16 protein-coding genes are annotated in these 18031 nt (G+C 29.2%); 6 read left to right on the top strand and 10 right to left on the bottom strand.

Annotation, left to right across the window (positions count from 1 at the left end; translation table 11 throughout):
• Positions 1-79 precede the first annotated feature (79 nt).
• The 4 genes from thrC (at position 80) to QZ306_RS09365 (ending at position 4627) form a co-directional block, all read left to right on the top strand.
• A complete protein-coding gene (thrC, locus tag QZ306_RS09380) occupies positions 80-1132 on the top strand; it encodes a threonine synthase (RefSeq protein ID WP_295163324.1) in 1053 nt (350 codons plus the stop codon).
• Positions 1133-1134: 2 nt separating this feature from the next.
• Positions 1135-2097, top strand: a complete 963-nt coding sequence (thrB, locus tag QZ306_RS09375; protein WP_295163323.1) for a homoserine kinase — start codon at positions 1135-1137, stop codon at positions 2095-2097.
• 320 nt (positions 2098-2417) lie between these two features.
• Positions 2418-4127, top strand: coding sequence for a DNA adenine methylase (locus tag QZ306_RS09370; RefSeq protein ID WP_295163322.1), 1710 nt, complete (start codon positions 2418-2420; stop codon positions 4125-4127).
• A gap of 107 nt (positions 4128-4234) precedes the next feature.
• Entirely contained in the window at positions 4235-4627 is a 393-nt protein-coding gene (locus QZ306_RS09365; RefSeq protein ID WP_295163321.1) for a CAP domain-containing protein, read from the top strand.
• Positions 4628-4633: 6 nt separating this feature from the next.
• Here QZ306_RS09365 and hflX read toward each other — a convergent pair whose 3' ends face one another.
• The 7 genes from hflX to QZ306_RS09330 form a co-directional block, all read right to left on the bottom strand.
• Complete coding sequence (gene hflX, locus QZ306_RS09360; protein WP_295163320.1) at positions 4634-5737, bottom strand: GTPase HflX; 1104 nt, start codon at positions 5735-5737, stop codon at positions 4634-4636.
• Between the two features lie 7 nt (positions 5738-5744).
• Positions 5745-6317: a bis(5'-nucleosyl)-tetraphosphatase (symmetrical) YqeK gene (gene yqeK / locus QZ306_RS09355; RefSeq protein ID WP_295163318.1), complete on the bottom strand. Its 573-nt coding sequence runs from the start codon at positions 6315-6317 to the stop codon at positions 5745-5747.
• Positions 6318-6352: 35 nt separating this feature from the next.
• Positions 6353-7342 (bottom strand): ABC transporter ATP-binding protein, encoded by a 990-nt coding sequence (locus QZ306_RS09350; protein ID WP_295163316.1) that lies wholly within the window; start codon positions 7340-7342, stop codon positions 6353-6355.
• A 116-nt stretch (positions 7343-7458) separates the two neighbouring features.
• Positions 7459-8415, bottom strand: a complete 957-nt coding sequence (locus QZ306_RS09345; RefSeq protein WP_295163314.1) for an ABC transporter ATP-binding protein — start codon at positions 8413-8415, stop codon at positions 7459-7461.
• A 207-nt stretch (positions 8416-8622) separates the two neighbouring features.
• Complete coding sequence (locus tag QZ306_RS09340; RefSeq protein ID WP_295163312.1) at positions 8623-9999, bottom strand: sodium ion-translocating decarboxylase subunit beta; 1377 nt, start codon at positions 9997-9999, stop codon at positions 8623-8625.
• A 34-nt stretch (positions 10000-10033) separates the two neighbouring features.
• Positions 10034-11839 carry a biotin/lipoyl-containing protein gene (locus QZ306_RS09335; protein WP_295163310.1) on the bottom strand — a complete coding sequence of 602 codons (1806 nt, stop codon included), beginning with the start codon at positions 11837-11839 and terminating at the stop codon, positions 10034-10036.
• A gap of 36 nt (positions 11840-11875) precedes the next feature.
• Positions 11876-12121 (bottom strand): OadG family transporter subunit, encoded by a 246-nt coding sequence (locus QZ306_RS09330; protein WP_295163308.1) that lies wholly within the window; start codon positions 12119-12121, stop codon positions 11876-11878.
• A 168-nt stretch (positions 12122-12289) separates the two neighbouring features.
• On the opposite strand from QZ306_RS09330, the gene murI reads away from it, so the two are divergent.
• Positions 12290-13117, top strand: a complete 828-nt coding sequence (gene murI, locus QZ306_RS09325) for a glutamate racemase (RefSeq protein WP_295163306.1) — start codon at positions 12290-12292, stop codon at positions 13115-13117.
• A gap of 1 nt (position 13118) precedes the next feature.
• On the opposite strand, the gene QZ306_RS09320 is transcribed toward murI, so the two are convergent.
• Entirely contained in the window at positions 13119-14525 is a 1407-nt protein-coding gene (locus QZ306_RS09320; protein WP_295163304.1) for a VWA domain-containing protein, read from the bottom strand.
• Positions 14512-16098: an AAA family ATPase gene (locus QZ306_RS09315; RefSeq protein ID WP_295163302.1), complete on the bottom strand. Its 1587-nt coding sequence runs from the start codon at positions 16096-16098 to the stop codon at positions 14512-14514. Before QZ306_RS09315 ends, QZ306_RS09320 begins: the two co-directional genes overlap by 14 nt.
• 93 nt (positions 16099-16191) lie before the next feature.
• Here QZ306_RS09315 and QZ306_RS09310 point away from each other — a divergent pair, with 93 nt between their 5' ends.
• Entirely contained in the window at positions 16192-16812 is a 621-nt protein-coding gene (locus QZ306_RS09310) for an HAD family phosphatase (protein WP_295163300.1), read from the top strand.
• A gap of 4 nt (positions 16813-16816) precedes the next feature.
• Here QZ306_RS09310 and QZ306_RS09305 read toward each other — a convergent pair whose 3' ends face one another.
• Complete coding sequence (locus QZ306_RS09305) at positions 16817-17737, bottom strand: hypothetical protein (RefSeq protein ID WP_295163299.1); 921 nt, start codon at positions 17735-17737, stop codon at positions 16817-16819.
• Positions 17738-18031 lie beyond the last annotated feature (294 nt).

Genomic DNA, 18031 nt, shown 5'->3' with positions numbered 1-18031 from the left:
CTTGAAAAAATATAATTTATATTATATTCTATACTATTAATGATAATAAAATAATCAACAAATAAGAAAGGACAATATTATGAAAGCATGGAGAGGACTTTTAAAAGAATACAAAAAATATCTTCCTGTTACAAATAAAACTCCATTAATAACTTTGCATGAAGGAAATACTCCGCTGATAAAAGCCGAAAGAATAGGCAGGGATTTAGGCTTGGAATTATATTTAAAATATGACGGGCTTAATCCCACAGGTTCATTTAAAGACAGAGGAATGGTTATGGCCGTTTCTAAGGCTATTGAAGAGGGTTCTAAAGTTATAATGTGTGCTTCTACAGGAAATACTTCTGCATCTGCCGCAGCTTATGCATCTAAAAGCGGTATAAGCTGTGTGGTAGTCATACCTGACGGAAATATTGCTTTAGGAAAATTAGCTCAGGCTTTAATGTACGGAGCTAAGGTTATAGCTATTAAAGGAAACTTTGACGATGCTTTGAAAGCGGCTGTGGATATTACAAATAAATCTCCTATAACATTGGTAAATTCTATAAATCCTTACAGACTTCAGGGACAGAAAACATCTTCATTTGAGATTTGCGATGTATTGGGCAAGGCGCCTGACTATTTATCCGTACCTGTCGGAAATGCAGGAAATATATCCGCCTATTGGCTTGGATTTAAAGAGTATAAGGAAAATGGTAAAATATACAATCTTCCAAAGATGATAGGTTTTGAGGCTGAAGGCTCTGCTGCTATAGTGCAGAATAAGGTTATAGAGAATCCTCAAACATTAGCCACCGCTATAAAAATAGGAAATCCTGCAAGCTGGAAACTTGCAGTTAATGCAGCAAAGCAGTCAAAAGGCTTTATAAATTCCGTTACTGATGATGAGATATTAGAAGCTTATAAAATGCTTGCTTCGGAAGAAGGAATATTTGCAGAACCTGCATCTGCCGCTTCTATTGCAGGTATTATAAAATCATGCAAAGCAGGAAAAATAAAAAAAGGCTCTTTAGTAGTTTCCGTACTGACTGGGAACGGACTTAAGGATGCTGATAATGCGGTAAAAATATCCGAAAAGCCTATAAAAGTTGATAATAATGCGGAAGATATAAGAAAGGCTATAGGAATATAATAATGAAGAGACTTTGGGACAGCAAATCTAAAATATTAAAAAATAATAAACTTGCAACTTTTAAAATACCAGCAACATCTGCAAATATCGGTTCCGGATTTGATAGTATCGGGATTGCTTTGGATTTGTATAATGAAATACATATTTACTCTAATGAAAATTCAAAAAAAATAGAATTTGAAATAATAGGTGAGGGCGAAAAAGAAATATCTAAAGATGATAATATGATACTTTCTGCTATGAAATTAGTATATAAAAGACTAAAGGAAAAACCAAATAGAGGATATATCATAAAATGCATAAACAGAATACCGCTTTCAAGAGGTCTTGGAAGCAGTTCTGCGGCTATAATAGGCGGACTTCTCAGCGCTAATTATATATTAGGAAATAAGCTTTCGGCTGAATATGATATATTAAATATGGCTGTACAATTAGAAGGTCATTCGGATAATGTGTCTCCTGCAATATTGGGCGGTATAATATCAGGAGTTGTCCGTAAAAATGAAGATTTTAAATATGTAAAAATAAATCCTCCTAAAAGCTTAAAAGCTGTAGTAGCCGTTCCTGATTTTTATTTAAGCACTGAAACTGCAAGAGATGCATTGCCAAAAGAGATAGATTTTAAAGATGCAGTGTTTAATATTTCCAGAGCTGCTCTTCTCACATCTGCATTTTATTCAAATAGATTTGATTTGCTTGAAGTTGCAACCGATGATAAACTTCATCAAGATTACAGAGCAAAGTTTATACCAGGATTAAAAGAATTATTTAAAAAGGCAAAAAAGTGCGGCGCATATTCTGTTACTATAAGTGGAGCTGGCTCTTCAATACTTGCTTTAGTCAGAAATGATGAAAAAATAATTAAAGAAGTATCTTATGCTATGAAAAATAGTTTTTCTAAAAAGAAAATAGAATCTGAAATAAAAGTTTTAAATATACCGATGAAAGGTATAATAATAAAATAGATAAAAAACATACTGAAATATTATCTGTATGTTTTTTATTATTAATTGTTAATTAAAATTTAAGTATGAGTAAGAATAACACCGCCATATACAGCAGTAAAAATTTAAGGACTAAGCTATTCTTATTTTTTAATTATTTTTATCATTGAATATAAATATAACCTATTTAAATTTATTTCTCTCATTAAAACTTAAATATTATAATTTAATTATGCAAAAATATTAAATACTTTACATAAAATAAATATTTATTATTATATTGATATTTTATTTGTATTATGTTAATATAGTTATGTAAACTATATTATGATAATAAGATTATGATAATTAATACTAAAGACAGTATAAAAGATAAATACTTAAAAGAAAATTTGATAGCATATATTGGCAATAAAAGAAGACTTCTTCCATTTATAGAAAGTACAATTTTGAGAATATTAGAAAATAATAAAATAAAAAATGCATTGGATTTATTTGCAGGCAGCGGAAGTGTATCCAGACTTTTAAAAACTTTAAATTTGGAAGTTTATTCTAATGATTGGGAATATTATTCTTATATTTTAAACTACGCTCATTTATCCATAAATATTGAAGATTTAGATAATATGTTTGTTCATACAGGCGGGCTTATTAATACCATAAATATGATTAATAATATTGAACATATAGACGATGAAGAGAGATATATATCCAAATATTATGCTCCTTTAGATGATAATAATCCTGATTTGGAAAATGAAAGATTATTTTACACTCATTACAATGCCAAGAAAATTGATATTATAAGATATAATATAGAGAGACTTTATAAAAATAATGTTTTGGATAAAAAAGAATATTATTATTTAATAGCTTCTCTTATATATGAAGCCGCTACTCATACAAATACTTCAGGAGTATTCAAAGCTTTTCATGCAGGTTTTGGAGGAAGAAATAAAGATGCTTTGCATAGAATATTGGCTCGTATATCATTAAAGCAGATACCTTTATATTCTGGCAGGAATTGCCATGTAAGTATGGAAGATGCTAATCAATTTGTTGTAAAAAATAAGAATAATCATTTTGATTTAGTATATTTAGATCCTCCTTATAATCAGCATCAATACGGAAGCAATTATCATCTGTTAAATACAATAGCTTTATGGGATAAACCCGATATTAATAAAAATATTTATTTAAACGGTAAAAAAATAAATAAAGGCGGTATTAGAAAAGATTGGATAAAGACAAGATCTTTATATTGCTATAAAAAAACAGCAAAAGACACTTTGATAAGTCTGCTGGACAATATAGATTCAAAGCATGTGGTTATGAGCTATTCTACTGACGGTATAATAGAATATGACGATTTAATATCTATATTAGAAAATAGGGGACATTTAAGTATTGTAAGCTCTGAGTACACTAAGTATAGGGGAGCCAAAAGATCTATAGTTAATAGAACTAAAAATATAGAGTATTTATTTGTAATTGATACGGAAAAGAAAAAATTAAGTTCTGTTAATAAGAATTTAAAGTATATAGAGGATATAAGATTAAAGCTTGATAATCCATTAGATTGTTCTAAAGATAATATTACATTTGATTATGATAAAGAAAATATAATAATATTAAATTTGCAGTATTCAACTCATATAATAAATAAAGATGAGATATGCAATAGTCTTAAAAATAAGAATTTAGATTATATAAAAATGTTTTCTATGTTTTTGGATAAATATGTAAAAGAAAACAGCGTTGAGGCTCTTAAAATATATTTTTATCATTTTAACAGCGCCATTCTTTCTAATAATGTGAGGCTTATTAAATATTTCGGAGAATATGTACTTAAGGTTTACAGCAGATTATGCACTAAAAAATCCAGCGAATATTTGATTGATATTACCAGCAGTATTTTAGATATTATATCTTACTGTAATAATGAAATAAGTATTATTTATAAAATAAAACAGAGAATTATTTATAATATAAAGCATTCAAATATTTCTGAAACAAGCAAAAATAAATTATTAATTAGACTTGAAAAATAATAAAAAAACATTATATATTTTTAAATATATAAAAAATAATGAAGTGATTATATATGATTAATATTTTTATAAAAATTGCCTTTATAATGATTTTCGGATTTAGTTTTTTGTATACTCAAAATAGCGATATAGCCGATACATTAGAAATATTTAATGATATAAGAGAAAAGAAAAATTTATATCCGTTGGAAATTAATGATACTTTAAATGAAATTGCCGATATAAGAGCTAAAGAACTATCCGTTAATTTTTCGCATATCAGACCGAATAATACTAAATATGATGAATTAATTTATGAGAACAGAGTGATTGTTTATTCGTCTGATGAAAATATAGCTTACAGATTTAAAAATCCTCAGACTGTTGTAAGTTATTGGATGAATTCAAATCAGTATAAACTTAATATTCTAAGCGATAAATTTACGCATGTAGGTATAGCTCATTATTACAGCAACGGAGAAGATTATTGGGCTGTAATATTTGCACAGTTAGTAAGATAAAACAGATTATTTTTTTAATTCTAATATAATATCAAGTATTTTCTTTCTCAAAGTTTCTATATTAATATTGTTTTTGGTACTTATAAATAGGGCATCATCATAAGAAGTTAGTATTTTATTTTTCTGTATTTCATCTATGCTGTCGGATTTATTAAATACAAGAATACTTTTTATATGAGATGCATTTATTTCCTTAATAATACTTTCAACATGAATAAGTTTTTCATCTATATTTTTGTCGCCTGCATCGGATAAATGCAAAAGCAAATCAGCCTCTGCAACCTCAGACAATGTGGATTTAAAAGATGCCACTAAAGTATGCGGAAGTCTGTCTATAAAACCTACTGTATCGCTTATTATAACTTCCATAGGGGCATCATCGCTTATATATAATTTTCTAGTATGAGTATCTAAAGTGGCAAATAATTTATCTTCAACATATACGCTTTCTTTGCAAAGCAAATTAAATAATGTGCTTTTCCCTGCATTGGTGTATCCTACTATTGCAATCCTAAATGTATTTTCTCTTCCTTTTCTTCCAGTAACAGCGGATTTTTCTGCTTTTTTTAATTGATTTTTTAATTTATGTATTCTTTCTCTTGCCCTTCTTCTGTCATATTCCAATTGTTTTTCACCTGCACCTCCTCTTAATCCGATGCCTCCTTTTATTTGACTTAAATTTGTTCTTTTTCCTTTTAATCTCGGATATTCAAATTCTAAAAAAGCTAATTCTACCTGCATCTTTGCAGTCATAGTTTTAGCCCGTATGGCAAATATTTCTAATATTATTTCCGTTCTTGTAAGTGCCGTTATATTTGAACCTTCTTCTATTTTATTTACCTGAGAGCCGCTAAGTTCATTATCAAATATAAAATATTTTACATCCTCAATGTAAGCTTTCTCTTTCAGACTTTCCAATTTACCTTTTCCTATATAAGCATCTGAATATATTTTCTGCTGTATAAATGAGTATCTGCCTGCAGCTTCGTATCCTGCCGTATTGCATAGCATATATAGTTCATTTAAAATATTATCTGCATTTATTTTATTGTTTTTATGCTGTATGAGTATTATATATGCTTTTTTTAATATATTATTTTTACTATGCATAAAAAATTTACTGCCTAATTATCAGTGAATTATAAAGTTCTATAGTTTTATCAGATAAATACTGCCTTTTGCTCATAACAAAAATAACCGATTCCAATACAATTTCAAGAAATGCATTATCAAAATCTATAAAAATTTTTTCTCTGATTTTATCGGCTGCTTCAAGATTACGGGTAGGCTCAAGATAATCGGCGGCGTATATTATTTTATCAAGCATACTCATATTTCCATGTCCGACAGTATGGCTTTCCACAGCATTTAAAATTTCTTTGTCAGTTATGTTTAATTCTTTTTCAGCTATTATGGAACTTACTCTTGCATGTATCAAAGCTCCCGTTATATAGCTTGGATATTCTGTATTATCATTTTCTATTATTATTTTTTTCATTTCATCGTCTTTGTATCTTTTTCCCAAATCATGGCATAAAGCTGCAATTGAGGCTTTATATATGTCTATGCCGTATTTTTTGGATATTTCTACAGAAAGCTCTCTCGCAGATAATATATGTTTTTCTCTAAAAGGCAGAAATTTTTTTATATATTCTATAATTTCTAATTCTTTATTACTAAGCTTTTCCATTATCTGTAATCTCCTATTATATTAAATATATTTTATCAACCTGCAAATAAGCATGATACGAAATGATTATCATTAATATTTTTTGATTTAGGAATGGTATTTCTGCATTCACTTTTGGCATATATGCATCTTGTATGAAATCTGCATCCTGATGGTACATCATTTGGTATTTCTCCTTTGATGGGAAGTTCTTTTATTATATTCACTCTTCCTGAAGAGGCGTCAGGCACTGCGGCAATTAATGCTTTAGTATAAGGGTGTTTAGGATTATTTATTATTTCATCAGAATTGCCTATCTCTACAATATTTCCTAAATACATTACGGCTATTGTGTCTGCAAAATATCCTGCAGTTGATAGATCATGAGTAATATATATATAACTTAAATTCTTTTTTATCTGAAGTTCTTTCATCATATATAAAATTTCCGCTCTGGTGGATAAGTCTATCATAGAAACAGGTTCATCTGCAACTATCAATTTAGGATTTAGTATCAAAGCTCTTGCCGCTGCTATTCTCTGACGCTGACCTCCAGAAAGCATATGCGGATATCTTTCCATAAACTCTTCAGGCGGATTTATCTTTACATCGCTTAAAGCTTTAATAACCATTTCATTATATTTTTTTTCATCGCCTTCAATATTATGAATATAAAGAGGCTCTTTTAATACATCTTTTATTTTAAATCTTGGATTCATAGAAGCATAGGGATCCTGAAATATCATCTGAACATTTCTTCTATATCTTGATGCTTCTTCTTTGTTGAAATTATTAATGTTTTCATTTTCAAATATAATATTTCCTGAGGTAGGAGTTATTAATTTCATTATAAGTTTTCCTACAGTGGTTTTTCCGCTTCCTGATTCTCCTATAATTGCGAATATTTTTCCTCTATTTACATTGAAGCTGATATCATCAACGGCTTTTATTACTTTTGATTTTTTTATAAAACTTTCAATAATATTGGTATGCGCAGTAAAGTATTTTTTTACATTTTCAAGTTTTAATATTATATCAGGATTCATTTATATCTCTTAATAGTTTAATTCTTAAATAATAGTAATATATTATAATACAGAAATCAAGTATTTTAATATTATTTTATATAATTTTATTTTTTAATTAAAGTTGAATAATATTATTAAATTAAATGACAAGCGCATAAATGATTATTTCCTGTATCTTTTAGTATAGGTTCTTCATATCTGCATTTATCTATTTTTTCTTTGCATCTTTCATAAAACATACAGCCATTCGGAGGATTTAATAAATCAGGAGGAGCGCCTTCTATAAACTCTAATTTGCTTAATGATTTATTTAGTCTTGGGGTAGCTGCTAACAGTCTTTTTGTATACGGATGTTTTGCATTTTTATATATATCCTCATTAAATGCAAGTTCCGCTATTTTTCCTGCATACATTACGCATACTCTGTCTGAAATTTCAGCCTCCAATGCCAGATCATGAGTTATAAATATAAATGATAAGTCGAAATCTTTTTTTAATTTTTTAAGCAAATTTATTATCTGAGCCTGAACTATAACATCTAATGCTGTAGTAGGCTCATCAAGTATAATTAGTTTAGGTTTTAAAAATAATGCTGATGCTATAACGGCTCTCTGCTTCATGCCTCCTGAAAGTTCATGAGGATATCTTTCAGCGGTGCTTGAATGAAGACCTACATATTCTAGGTATTCTTTTATAAGTTTATATGCCTGAGATTTATCCATATCAATATGCCTATTTAAAGTTTCAAGCATCTGACTGCCTATAGTGTATACAGGAGTAAGGGAATTCATAGCCCCCTGAAAAACCATAGAAATTTTTGACCATCTTATATTTTTTCTGATATATTCTTCTTTCATATCAATGATATTTTCATTGTCAATAATAATTCTCCCGCCTTCATATTTTCCGGGTACAGGAGGCATTCTTAAAATAGATGCAGCAAGACTAGTTTTTCCGCATCCCGATTCTCCGACAATTCCTAAAGTTTCTCCTTTTTTTATTTCAAAACTAATATCATTAATTGATTTGACTATACCGTTTGAAGTATGATAATACATTTTTAAATTTTCTACTTTTAATATATCCTGCATTTTATTTCCATTTTAATTCAAAATAAAAAAATATTATGTTAATTATAATACAATATTAATATTTTACAATTATATTTTTTGTTTTTATTTACTGGAAAAATGCGGTATATATTGACTGCTTTATATTTTACACTTTTTTTATTTAGCAAATAATAAAGGAGTAAATCTAAATAAGATTTACTCCCTTATAATATTAAATTAATTATATTAACCAAGTATAGCCAAAAGCACTCCTGCGGCAACTGCAGAACCTATTACGCCTGAAACATTAGGACCCATAGCATGCATAAGCAGGAAATTATGAGGATTAGATTCCTGACCCACTTTATTAGCAACTCTTGCAGCCATAGGTACAGCGGACACTCCTGCTGCTCCTATAAGCGGATTGATTTTTTCTTTGCTGAATACATTCATAAATTTAGCAAGAAAAACTCCTCCTGCAGTACCCATAGAAAACGCTATTAAGCCTAATACCAATATACCAAGCGTTTCAAAGCGTAGGAATTTATCGGCAGCCAATTTACTTCCTACAGATAATCCGAGCATAATTGTTACTATATTTATTAATTCATTCTGAGCCGTTTTTGAAAGCCTATCAGTAACTCCAGATTCTTTTATAAGGTTTCCGAACATTAAAGCCCCAATAAGAGGCGCTGCATCAGGCAAAAGCAGAGCAACCAAAATTATAACTGCAAGAGGGAAAATAATTTTTTCTCTTTTGCTTACAGGACGAAGCTGCTTCATTTCAATTTTTCTTTCATTTTCGGTAGTAAGCATTTTCATAATAGGTGGCTGAATAATAGGAACTAAAGCCATATATGAATAAGCGGCAACAGCTATAGCTCCCAATAGATGCGGAGAAAGTCTTGAAGATGTAAATATGGCTGTAGGACCGTCGGCTCCTCCTATTATACCTATTGAAGCGGCATCTTTTAGAGAGAAGGAAATAACAGGCACATAAGCGGATATAATCATAGCACCTAGCAAAGTACCGAATATTCCTATTTGAGCTGCAGCGCCTAATAATGCAGTTTTAGGGTTTGCAATAAGCGGGCCGAAATCTGTCATAGCTCCTACACCTATAAATATAAATAACGGAAATAATCCTGATTCAATACCAAAAGTATAAATCTGACCTAAAAAGCCTCCGCTATTTAAAGTTATAGGTATTCCATTAATAATTTCCACTATAGGCAAAGAGGCAATATTAGCAATAGGGATATTGGCAAGTATTCCGCCCATACCTATAGGAATAAGAAGAAGAGGTTCAAATCCTTTAGCAATTGCAAGATAAACTAAAAGAAGCCCCACACAAATCATTACTGCATTCTGCCATAGAGGTACAGATTTTACTTTAATATCGTTTAATTTAGTTTGATATTTTTCCTGCCTGCTGTTTTCAGCTTTCATCTTAGTTTCGGCTATTTCCTGCTCGCTTCTGGGAAATAGTCCTCCAAAAGCTGTATTTCTCACTAAAGAAATAAGCGAATCTTTTATATTAAGAGGTTTATCAGTACTTTCCTGAGGCAGCACCACAGATGCTGTCATAAAGATAAGTGCAAATACTAAAAATATTTTTTTCATTATTTTTTATCTCCTTAAAGACAGGTATAAATTATTAGCCGACAATAGCTAATTCCTGACCTGCAACTACAGCATCGCCCGGTTTAACTTTAACTTCTTTTACCGTGCCGTTAATAGTTGATTTTATTTCTACTTCCATTTTCATAGCCTCCACTACCAATATAGTAGTACCGTCCTGAACTTGTGTTCCTGCTGGGGCAAGTATTTTAAGAACCGTACCCGGCAAACCTGCAGTAACAGGTGTAGCAGAACCTCCTGAAGCAGGAGCTGATGACTGAACGGAGCCTGCAGCAATACCGTCTTTAATTGTATAATCATAGCTTACGCCATCAACTAGAGCTTTTCCGTTTTCTATTTTTATACCGTAGCTTGACCCCCCAACAGTAACTGTAACCTCATTACCTGCAGCTTTAATACCGTCTGAAGAAGAAGCTCCTGCATTTTTTCTAATGCCGAGTTTAGCTTCTCCTTTAAGAAATTGTATGCCTTTTTCTTTACAAGCGGCTGCTATAAATACATTTTCATCGGAAAGATCTGTTATGCCTGCATCTTTTAATGCCTGTTCAGCGGCTTTTCTTCCTTTTTTAGGATTTTTATCATCTATATCCATAGCAAGTTCTGTTGTAGGCTGCAAGCCTAATTGTTCGCCTGCTATTTTTACTATTTCAGGATCTGGAGCTGAAGGAGTTTTGCCGAAATAACCTAATACCATTTTGCCGTAACCATCGGCTATTTTTTTCCAATTTCCCTGCATTACATTATTAAAAGCCTGCTGAAAATAGAACTGCGATACTGGAGTTACGGAAGTACCGAATCCTCCTTTTTTAACAACCTCAGTCATAGCTTTTATAACTTCAGGGAATCTATTCATAACATTAATGTCTCTCATCATCTGAGTATTTGCAGTCAAAGCACCGCCCGGCATAGGAGCAAAAGGAATCATAGGCTCTACGGTTCTGCTTTCAGGAGGAAGGAAATAATCTTTCATGCAGTCTTTAAATACTTCCTCAGCCTCTCTTATTTTATCTATATCTATATTAAGAGTATAATCTGTGCCTCTCAAGGCATGCCACATAACAATTAAATCGGTTTGACAGGTACCTCCTGATACAGGAGCGGCTGAAAGGTCAATGCAATCGCATCCTGCATCTAAAGCGGCTCTGTATTGAACAGCGCCTATGCCTGCAGTTTCATGACTATGAACTTGTATATGCATATCGGAACCTAAAAGTTTTCTAGCTTCTTTAACTGTATCATAAACAACTTGAGGAGTGGTAGTGCCTGAAGCATCTTTAAAGCATACGGAATCAAAATCAACATTATCCTTAATCTGCTTTAATACTTTAATATAAAAATCGGCATCATGAGCGCCTTCGCATCCAGGGGGCAAGGCCATCATACTGACGCATACCTGATGCTTAAGTCCTGCTTCCTTAATGCATTTTCCGCTGAAAATAAGATTATTTACATCATTTAAAGCGTCAAAATTTCTTATTGTAGTTATGCCATGCTTTTTAAATAACTGAGCATGCATTTTTATCATTTCTCTAGGCTGAGATTCCAAACCTACAACATTAACCCCTCTGGCTAAAGTTTGTAAATTAACATCATTACCGACAGTTTTTCTGAAAGTGTCCATTACATCAAAAGCATTTTCATTATTATAGAAAAATGCGCTTTGAAAAGTAGCTCCTCCGCCCGATTCAAAATATGTAACGCCTGCTTTTACAAATGCCTCTACAGCAGGCATAAAATCTTTAGATAATACTCTAGCGCCGTAAACGGATTGAAAACCGTCTCTGAATGCCGTTAGCATAAATTTTATTTCTTTTTTAGCCATTATCATTTCTCCTTATTTTACTATTATATAACTTTTTTATTTTTTAGCGATATGAATATGCGCCAAAGCAATAGCAATAGCCGTCATTTTATCATTACCCGATGCTTGAACTGCCGAAGGTAAAGGAGCAGCTTCCGTTTTAGGAGGAGGCATTAATTTATCTACCTGAGCAACTATAGCTGCAACTAGCTTCATAACATATACTAATATGATTAAAAACAATACAACAATGACTATTCCTATGATCATTATTTGTAGCGCTTCTATGATACTGCTGTTCATTAAAAACTCCTATTTATATAAATTTCAATTATTAAATTATACACTATTTTTTACTTATATACAAGTAATTTTATTACAAAATACAATGTTTATTTCACAATATTATTGACTTTATATAAATACTTTATATAATAATACCGATTTAGTCAGCTTAAATTAAGGTAATATATGAATATTAATTCATCTATATCAGATATGCCGATAGCAATTTTTGATTCAGGTTTTGGAGGATTAACAGTTTTAAAACAATTATTAAAAATACTGCCTAATGAAAATTATATATATATCGGAGATAATATCAACATTCCCTACGGAGACAAATCAAAAGATGAAATAATAAATCTTACATTGAAAATGACGGAATTTCTAATAAGCAAAAAATGCAAAATTTTAATAATAGCATGCAATACCATATCTGCCTGCGCTTATGACATTTTAAAGCAGAAATATGAAATTCCTATAATAGAGGTTATATCAAATGGCATAAGAGAAGCTTTGAATAATACAAAAAACAATAATATATCAATAATGGGCACAGAGTTTACAATACATTCAAATATATACAAAGATAAAATAACACAACAAAGCAGGAATGCTGAAGTTACTCAGGTAATATGCAAAGAATTATGCCCTATGATAGAAAATAATTGGGATAGTCATAAAAACAGATTCGATGTGCTGAAAAATTATTTAAAAAATATAGATAAAGAATCGGATACTTTAATACTGGCATGCACTCATTATCCTCATATAATTAACGATATACAAAATTTACTGAAAACCGATATTAGTAATTCAATAAAAAATATAATAGATCCTTCCTATTATACAGCCTTATCCGTAAAAAAATATTTAGAAAAAAACAATATTCTTAATATGCGAAATCAAAAAAAAATAAATATATACACAACTGAAAATATAGAAAGAGAAAAAAAAATCATAAATATATTTATGTCCAAAGACGAAATATATGATTTTAATCAAATAAAATTATAAATTAATAAATTTCTTTTATGCCTTTATCAATATCAAATATCCAATGCTTATTAAATACTTTTCTATATGAATATCCGAATGGAAATTTTCCTATTGATACTGCAAAAAATTTATTTCCCCTGTTTCTCTGGCTTAAGCATATAGCAGCTAAATTATTAGGAATATCTTCCATTATAAAATCGGATAATACCAGCACATCGGCATTTTTGAAGCTTGAAGTATTCATAATCCTATTTGCTTCATAAAGAGCCTTATATATATCGGATCCTCCATAGTAGCTAAGCTTTAAAAATTTTATTAAATCTTCAATCCCGTTATATCTGCTGAATCTGCATGAATATATTTCTGTGCTGAAATTGATAAGATAAACATTTCTGTTTTCCGATAAAGCCTGCATAACCATTTTAAACATTACGGCTTTGGCGATATATTCATTAATGCCTTTCATAGAACCGCTTGTGTCTATGCATATAATCATATCTCCTTTGCCTTCTTTATATCCAGCTTTAATTCTGTTAAATTCATTTTCATTAAATGCATAAGCTTTTTTATCAAAACACATAAGTCTGTTTTCTATATATTTTAGTTTAAATAGCTTCTCACTGTTTTCATTGCATAAAAGAGAAAGTTCCTCTGGAATAATATTTTCTATGTCTTTTGCAAAATATATTCCGACAATCTCTTCTTTAGAACTTATCATCTTATTTGTATATTTGTATGTATTTTTAAACTCAATATTCGTTAAAGATTTTTCAGCATCAGCTCTTTTTCCCATAGTATCGCATATAATTTCTATATCTTTATACTCATTAATAAAATCAACCCATCTATTTAATAAAGATATATCCTTTTCCTCAAGTTCTCCTGCTCTGAAATCCCATAATACTCCCGTTTTTATTCTTAAAATATTTGACATATATTTTAATTTTTTTAATAAAATTATCCAAGATTCTATATCATTAATAAATTTTTTTCTTCTTTCTTTTACGGTATATACAAGCCAATCATTATTTTTTATATTATAATTTTTTTCCCATAATGAAACAATATTATTTTTAATAATATTTAAATTATAACCGCTATTTATTTTATCTTTCCAAAAATCGGTATTTGCATCACTTGATAAAATACTAAAGCTATTTAAATCGTTTAATATATCCTCTTCGGATGCATATTTATTTTTTAGTTTTTTTAATGCAATATCTAATTCTATTTTATTATCATTATAAGGATTATTTTCATGAACAAAAGTATCTAAATCTTTTTTCCATTTTGTAATCTTTATTTCAAGTTCATTTTTCAATCTGTCATCATCAATATTGTTAAAAGAGCCGTAAAATAAGCCTCTAGCCATAACTTCTGTTTTATTTATCTCTTTGTTATAAGAATCTATATTAAATTGCTTCATAATTTTCTATTTCGCTTTTTAATCTTTCGGCATCCAATTTTTCGCTTTCAAGACCTGCCGTATAGGAATTAAATATATCTTCATATAAGCAGAATTTTTCTCCGGGCATAAAAACGCTCTTTGAATATGATTTACTTTTATTAAAATTATTTTTTGAAGTATTTATAATATTTTCAATACTTAATAGCAGAGAGTTTATAAGATTTAAATATTCTTCTTTTTTCTCTTTAGTCTGCTTTTTCATACTTGTTTTCTTCATATAATATTCAGGTTCTGCATAATCTAAAAACTCATAATTTTTTGAAAGCATATCGGCAGAAAAACCATTGGCAAATAAGGCTGAGTTTATTTCAACAGTGCATTTATCAGAAGAGTTAAAATTGCATCTGAATTTTCTGGTTTGATTTCGCCCTATATCCAACGGATAAAAATATCCTTTCTTTCCTAATTGTTTTATAGGTATATAAATTATTGTTTCTCCCTTATTGCCGTATTTATCTATATTTACTGATAAAGTTTTAGCTATATGCGGCTTATCATCAATATTTTCCGTATCATATTTTTTTTCTAAATTATAAAACTCTTCATCAATATTTTTCTGAATTTTTTGAAAGTTTTCTCTCCATTCATTAATATTATCATTATAAAAACGGCATGATTTTTTAATAGAGCTTTCAACGATTTTCTTTACAGCATCAATATGCTCTTCGCTGCTCCATAAGCAATATTCTATTAAAAAAGCTTCATAAATATCCGCCTCGTTTTTTCTGCTTAAATATGCTGACATTTTTAATAAATATGAAATATGCTGCCATCTTCTATCTGACACATATATTGCGATATTCTTATTATCTTCATTAAATTTTTCTATGGAAAGCTTTATATTATGAATTATATCAATAACCGTTTTTGAAAGCTTTATATTGCCTGCTTCTTTTCTTATTTTTATCCATTCATCTGATGAAATTTTTAAATCATCATCAATATCTATATATGAATGACTTTCAGTATTCTGAAGTATTTTTTCAAAATTATTTTTATTTTTTATAGGGCTTACCATTAAACGCATAATAAATCTGTCATATAAAGCCTCAAGTCCCTGTCCTTCTGGCGGAGTTTCATTACTTGCCGAAATCAATGCCTTAAGCGGAACTTTTATTTCTTCATAACCGTTTTTAAAAACTCTTTCATTTATTATTGTAAGAAGCGTATTTAATATTGCAGGAGTGCTTTTCCAAATTTCATCTAAAAATGCAAAATCGCAATCTGGCAGATAGCCTTCTGTTTTCCTGACATATCTGTCGTTTTTTAATTCCTCTAAACTAATAGGTCCGAATATGTCCTCAGGCGTGCTGAATCTATGCATCAAATATCCGAAATATTTAGAATCTTTAAATGCCGAAGATACTCTCTTTGCTATAAAACTTTTAGCCGTACCCGGAGGACCGTATAAAAACACGGGCTTTCCTGCCAAAGCGCTAAGCAAAGTTAATGCCGCTATTTCCTCTCTTTCATAAAGATCTTCAGAAAGAAGCTTAATAATTTTTTCTATTCTTGATTTAGTATCTTTCATAATATTTATTATAGCATTTTTATTATAAATTGGAATTATTTATTTTATTATGATATAATTGACTAATATTAAATTTCAAAATGGAAATAAAAAATGATTCAATTAGAAAAAATAAAGCTCTTGATATTCGATATGGACGGTACTATGATAGACAGCGCCTGCTTAAATTATTATTCATATTACAATGCTTTAAAGCAATTTAATATAGAATTGGATAAAGAATATTATTATAATAAATGTTTCGGGCTTCATTATAAAGTATTTATAAGAAGTATTTTAAAATTAAAGAATAAGCTTGCAGATGATGACGGTAAAAATAATCAGCTTATAGAAGAAATACATAACAAAAAAGAAGAAATATATTTAGGAAATCTTAATATGATTAATATGCATCCTTTTATGTTAGAAACTTTAATTGAAAATAAAGATAAAAAAGAAAATAAGAAATATACGGCATTGGCAACAACCGCCTCTCCTAACGGAGTATACGGCATACTAAAAGAGTTTAACCTTAACGGATTATTTGATTTAATTTTAACTGGAGATGATATAGAAAATAAAAAACCTGACCCTGAAATATTCTTTAAATGTATGGAGCATTTTAAGGTGTCCGAGAAAGAAAGCATTATATTTGAAGACAGCAGAGTAGGACTTGAAGCTGCTAATAAAACAAATGCTTGGGTTATAAAGATTGAAAAATGGTCTGTATTATAGTTTATTATTTTTTTAAAAAATTATTGAAAAACATACTTATAAATCCTTTAGTCCAGCTGAATATTCCTATCTTTATAGATATAATTAAATATTCAAAAAAATTCATTTTTTTATCTGATGAAAACTCTATATGCATATTATCATTATCTAAATTCATTTCAAAATAACCATGATGAAAATTAAACTTATGATATCCTGTACCGTCGAAACCTATATTATTTGTAAAAGATTTTTTTGAAGGCCAAACGCATAATTTTTTTCTTTTATACATAATAAATGAAAAATAAACATCCCATAAATTATTTTTATAATTATGCTTCACCGATTTTTTTACAGCCAGTAAATGAAACCAAGAAAAAACAGAGCCTAATATTTTATGCTTAATGCTTTTATTATACCAAGAAATATCGCATGTATCCCAATTTATGCATTGCCATTTACTTCTCCAAGTACCCCAGCCCCAGCTATGAAAAGCATAAGTAAATATAACATCATATTTATGTTTTTCAGTGGCATGCTTATGAGAAAATGCTGTTACTGAAATAACATCTTCATCATCTTTATAATAATTTAAGGCATTATTCATAAACTCAAGAAAATATTTATTAGTTTCAATATCATCTTCCAAACCGATAAAATACTCATGCTTTTCAAATATTGTATTTACGGCTTTAATTGTGGAATATTTTATGCCTAAGTTTTTTTGAGATTCATATATATAAACATTTTTAAATCCGTCATTCAGCGTTTTAATATATTCCCTGATTTCAAAAACGGCTTTTTCATCTTCTTTTCTGCTTGGAGCATCTGAAAATATATATAAGTCCGTATCAGAGGCTAAAGTATTTTTCTTTAATGCTTCAATTACTCTTTTTGTATGTTCTATTCTATTATAAACCACTAAGCCTACAGGCGCCAAGTACATAAAAAACTCCTTTAATTTATGAGATATATAATTGATGAAAAATATTTATCAGATTATATATATGCAGAAAAGAGTTATTATGCATGCATATTTAAAGCGTATATTAAAATATATAATTTTATTTTTAATGATCAAATAATTTTTTTTAAAAACTAATATATATTTATTATAAAAAAAGTTTTGCAATAGCAATTGATTCTTATAGGAAAGAGAATATATTTTATAGTATAATATTATTGAGTTTTGAGTTTTGAGTTTTGAGTTTTGAGTTTTGAGTTTTGAGTTTTGAGTTTT

Source organism: uncultured Brachyspira sp., assembly GCF_910588665.1.
Taxonomy (GTDB): Bacteria; Spirochaetota; Brachyspiria; order Brachyspirales; family Brachyspiraceae; genus Brachyspira.
Note: the sequence above shows the minus strand (reverse complement) of the source record. Positions and strands in the feature narration are given on the sequence as shown.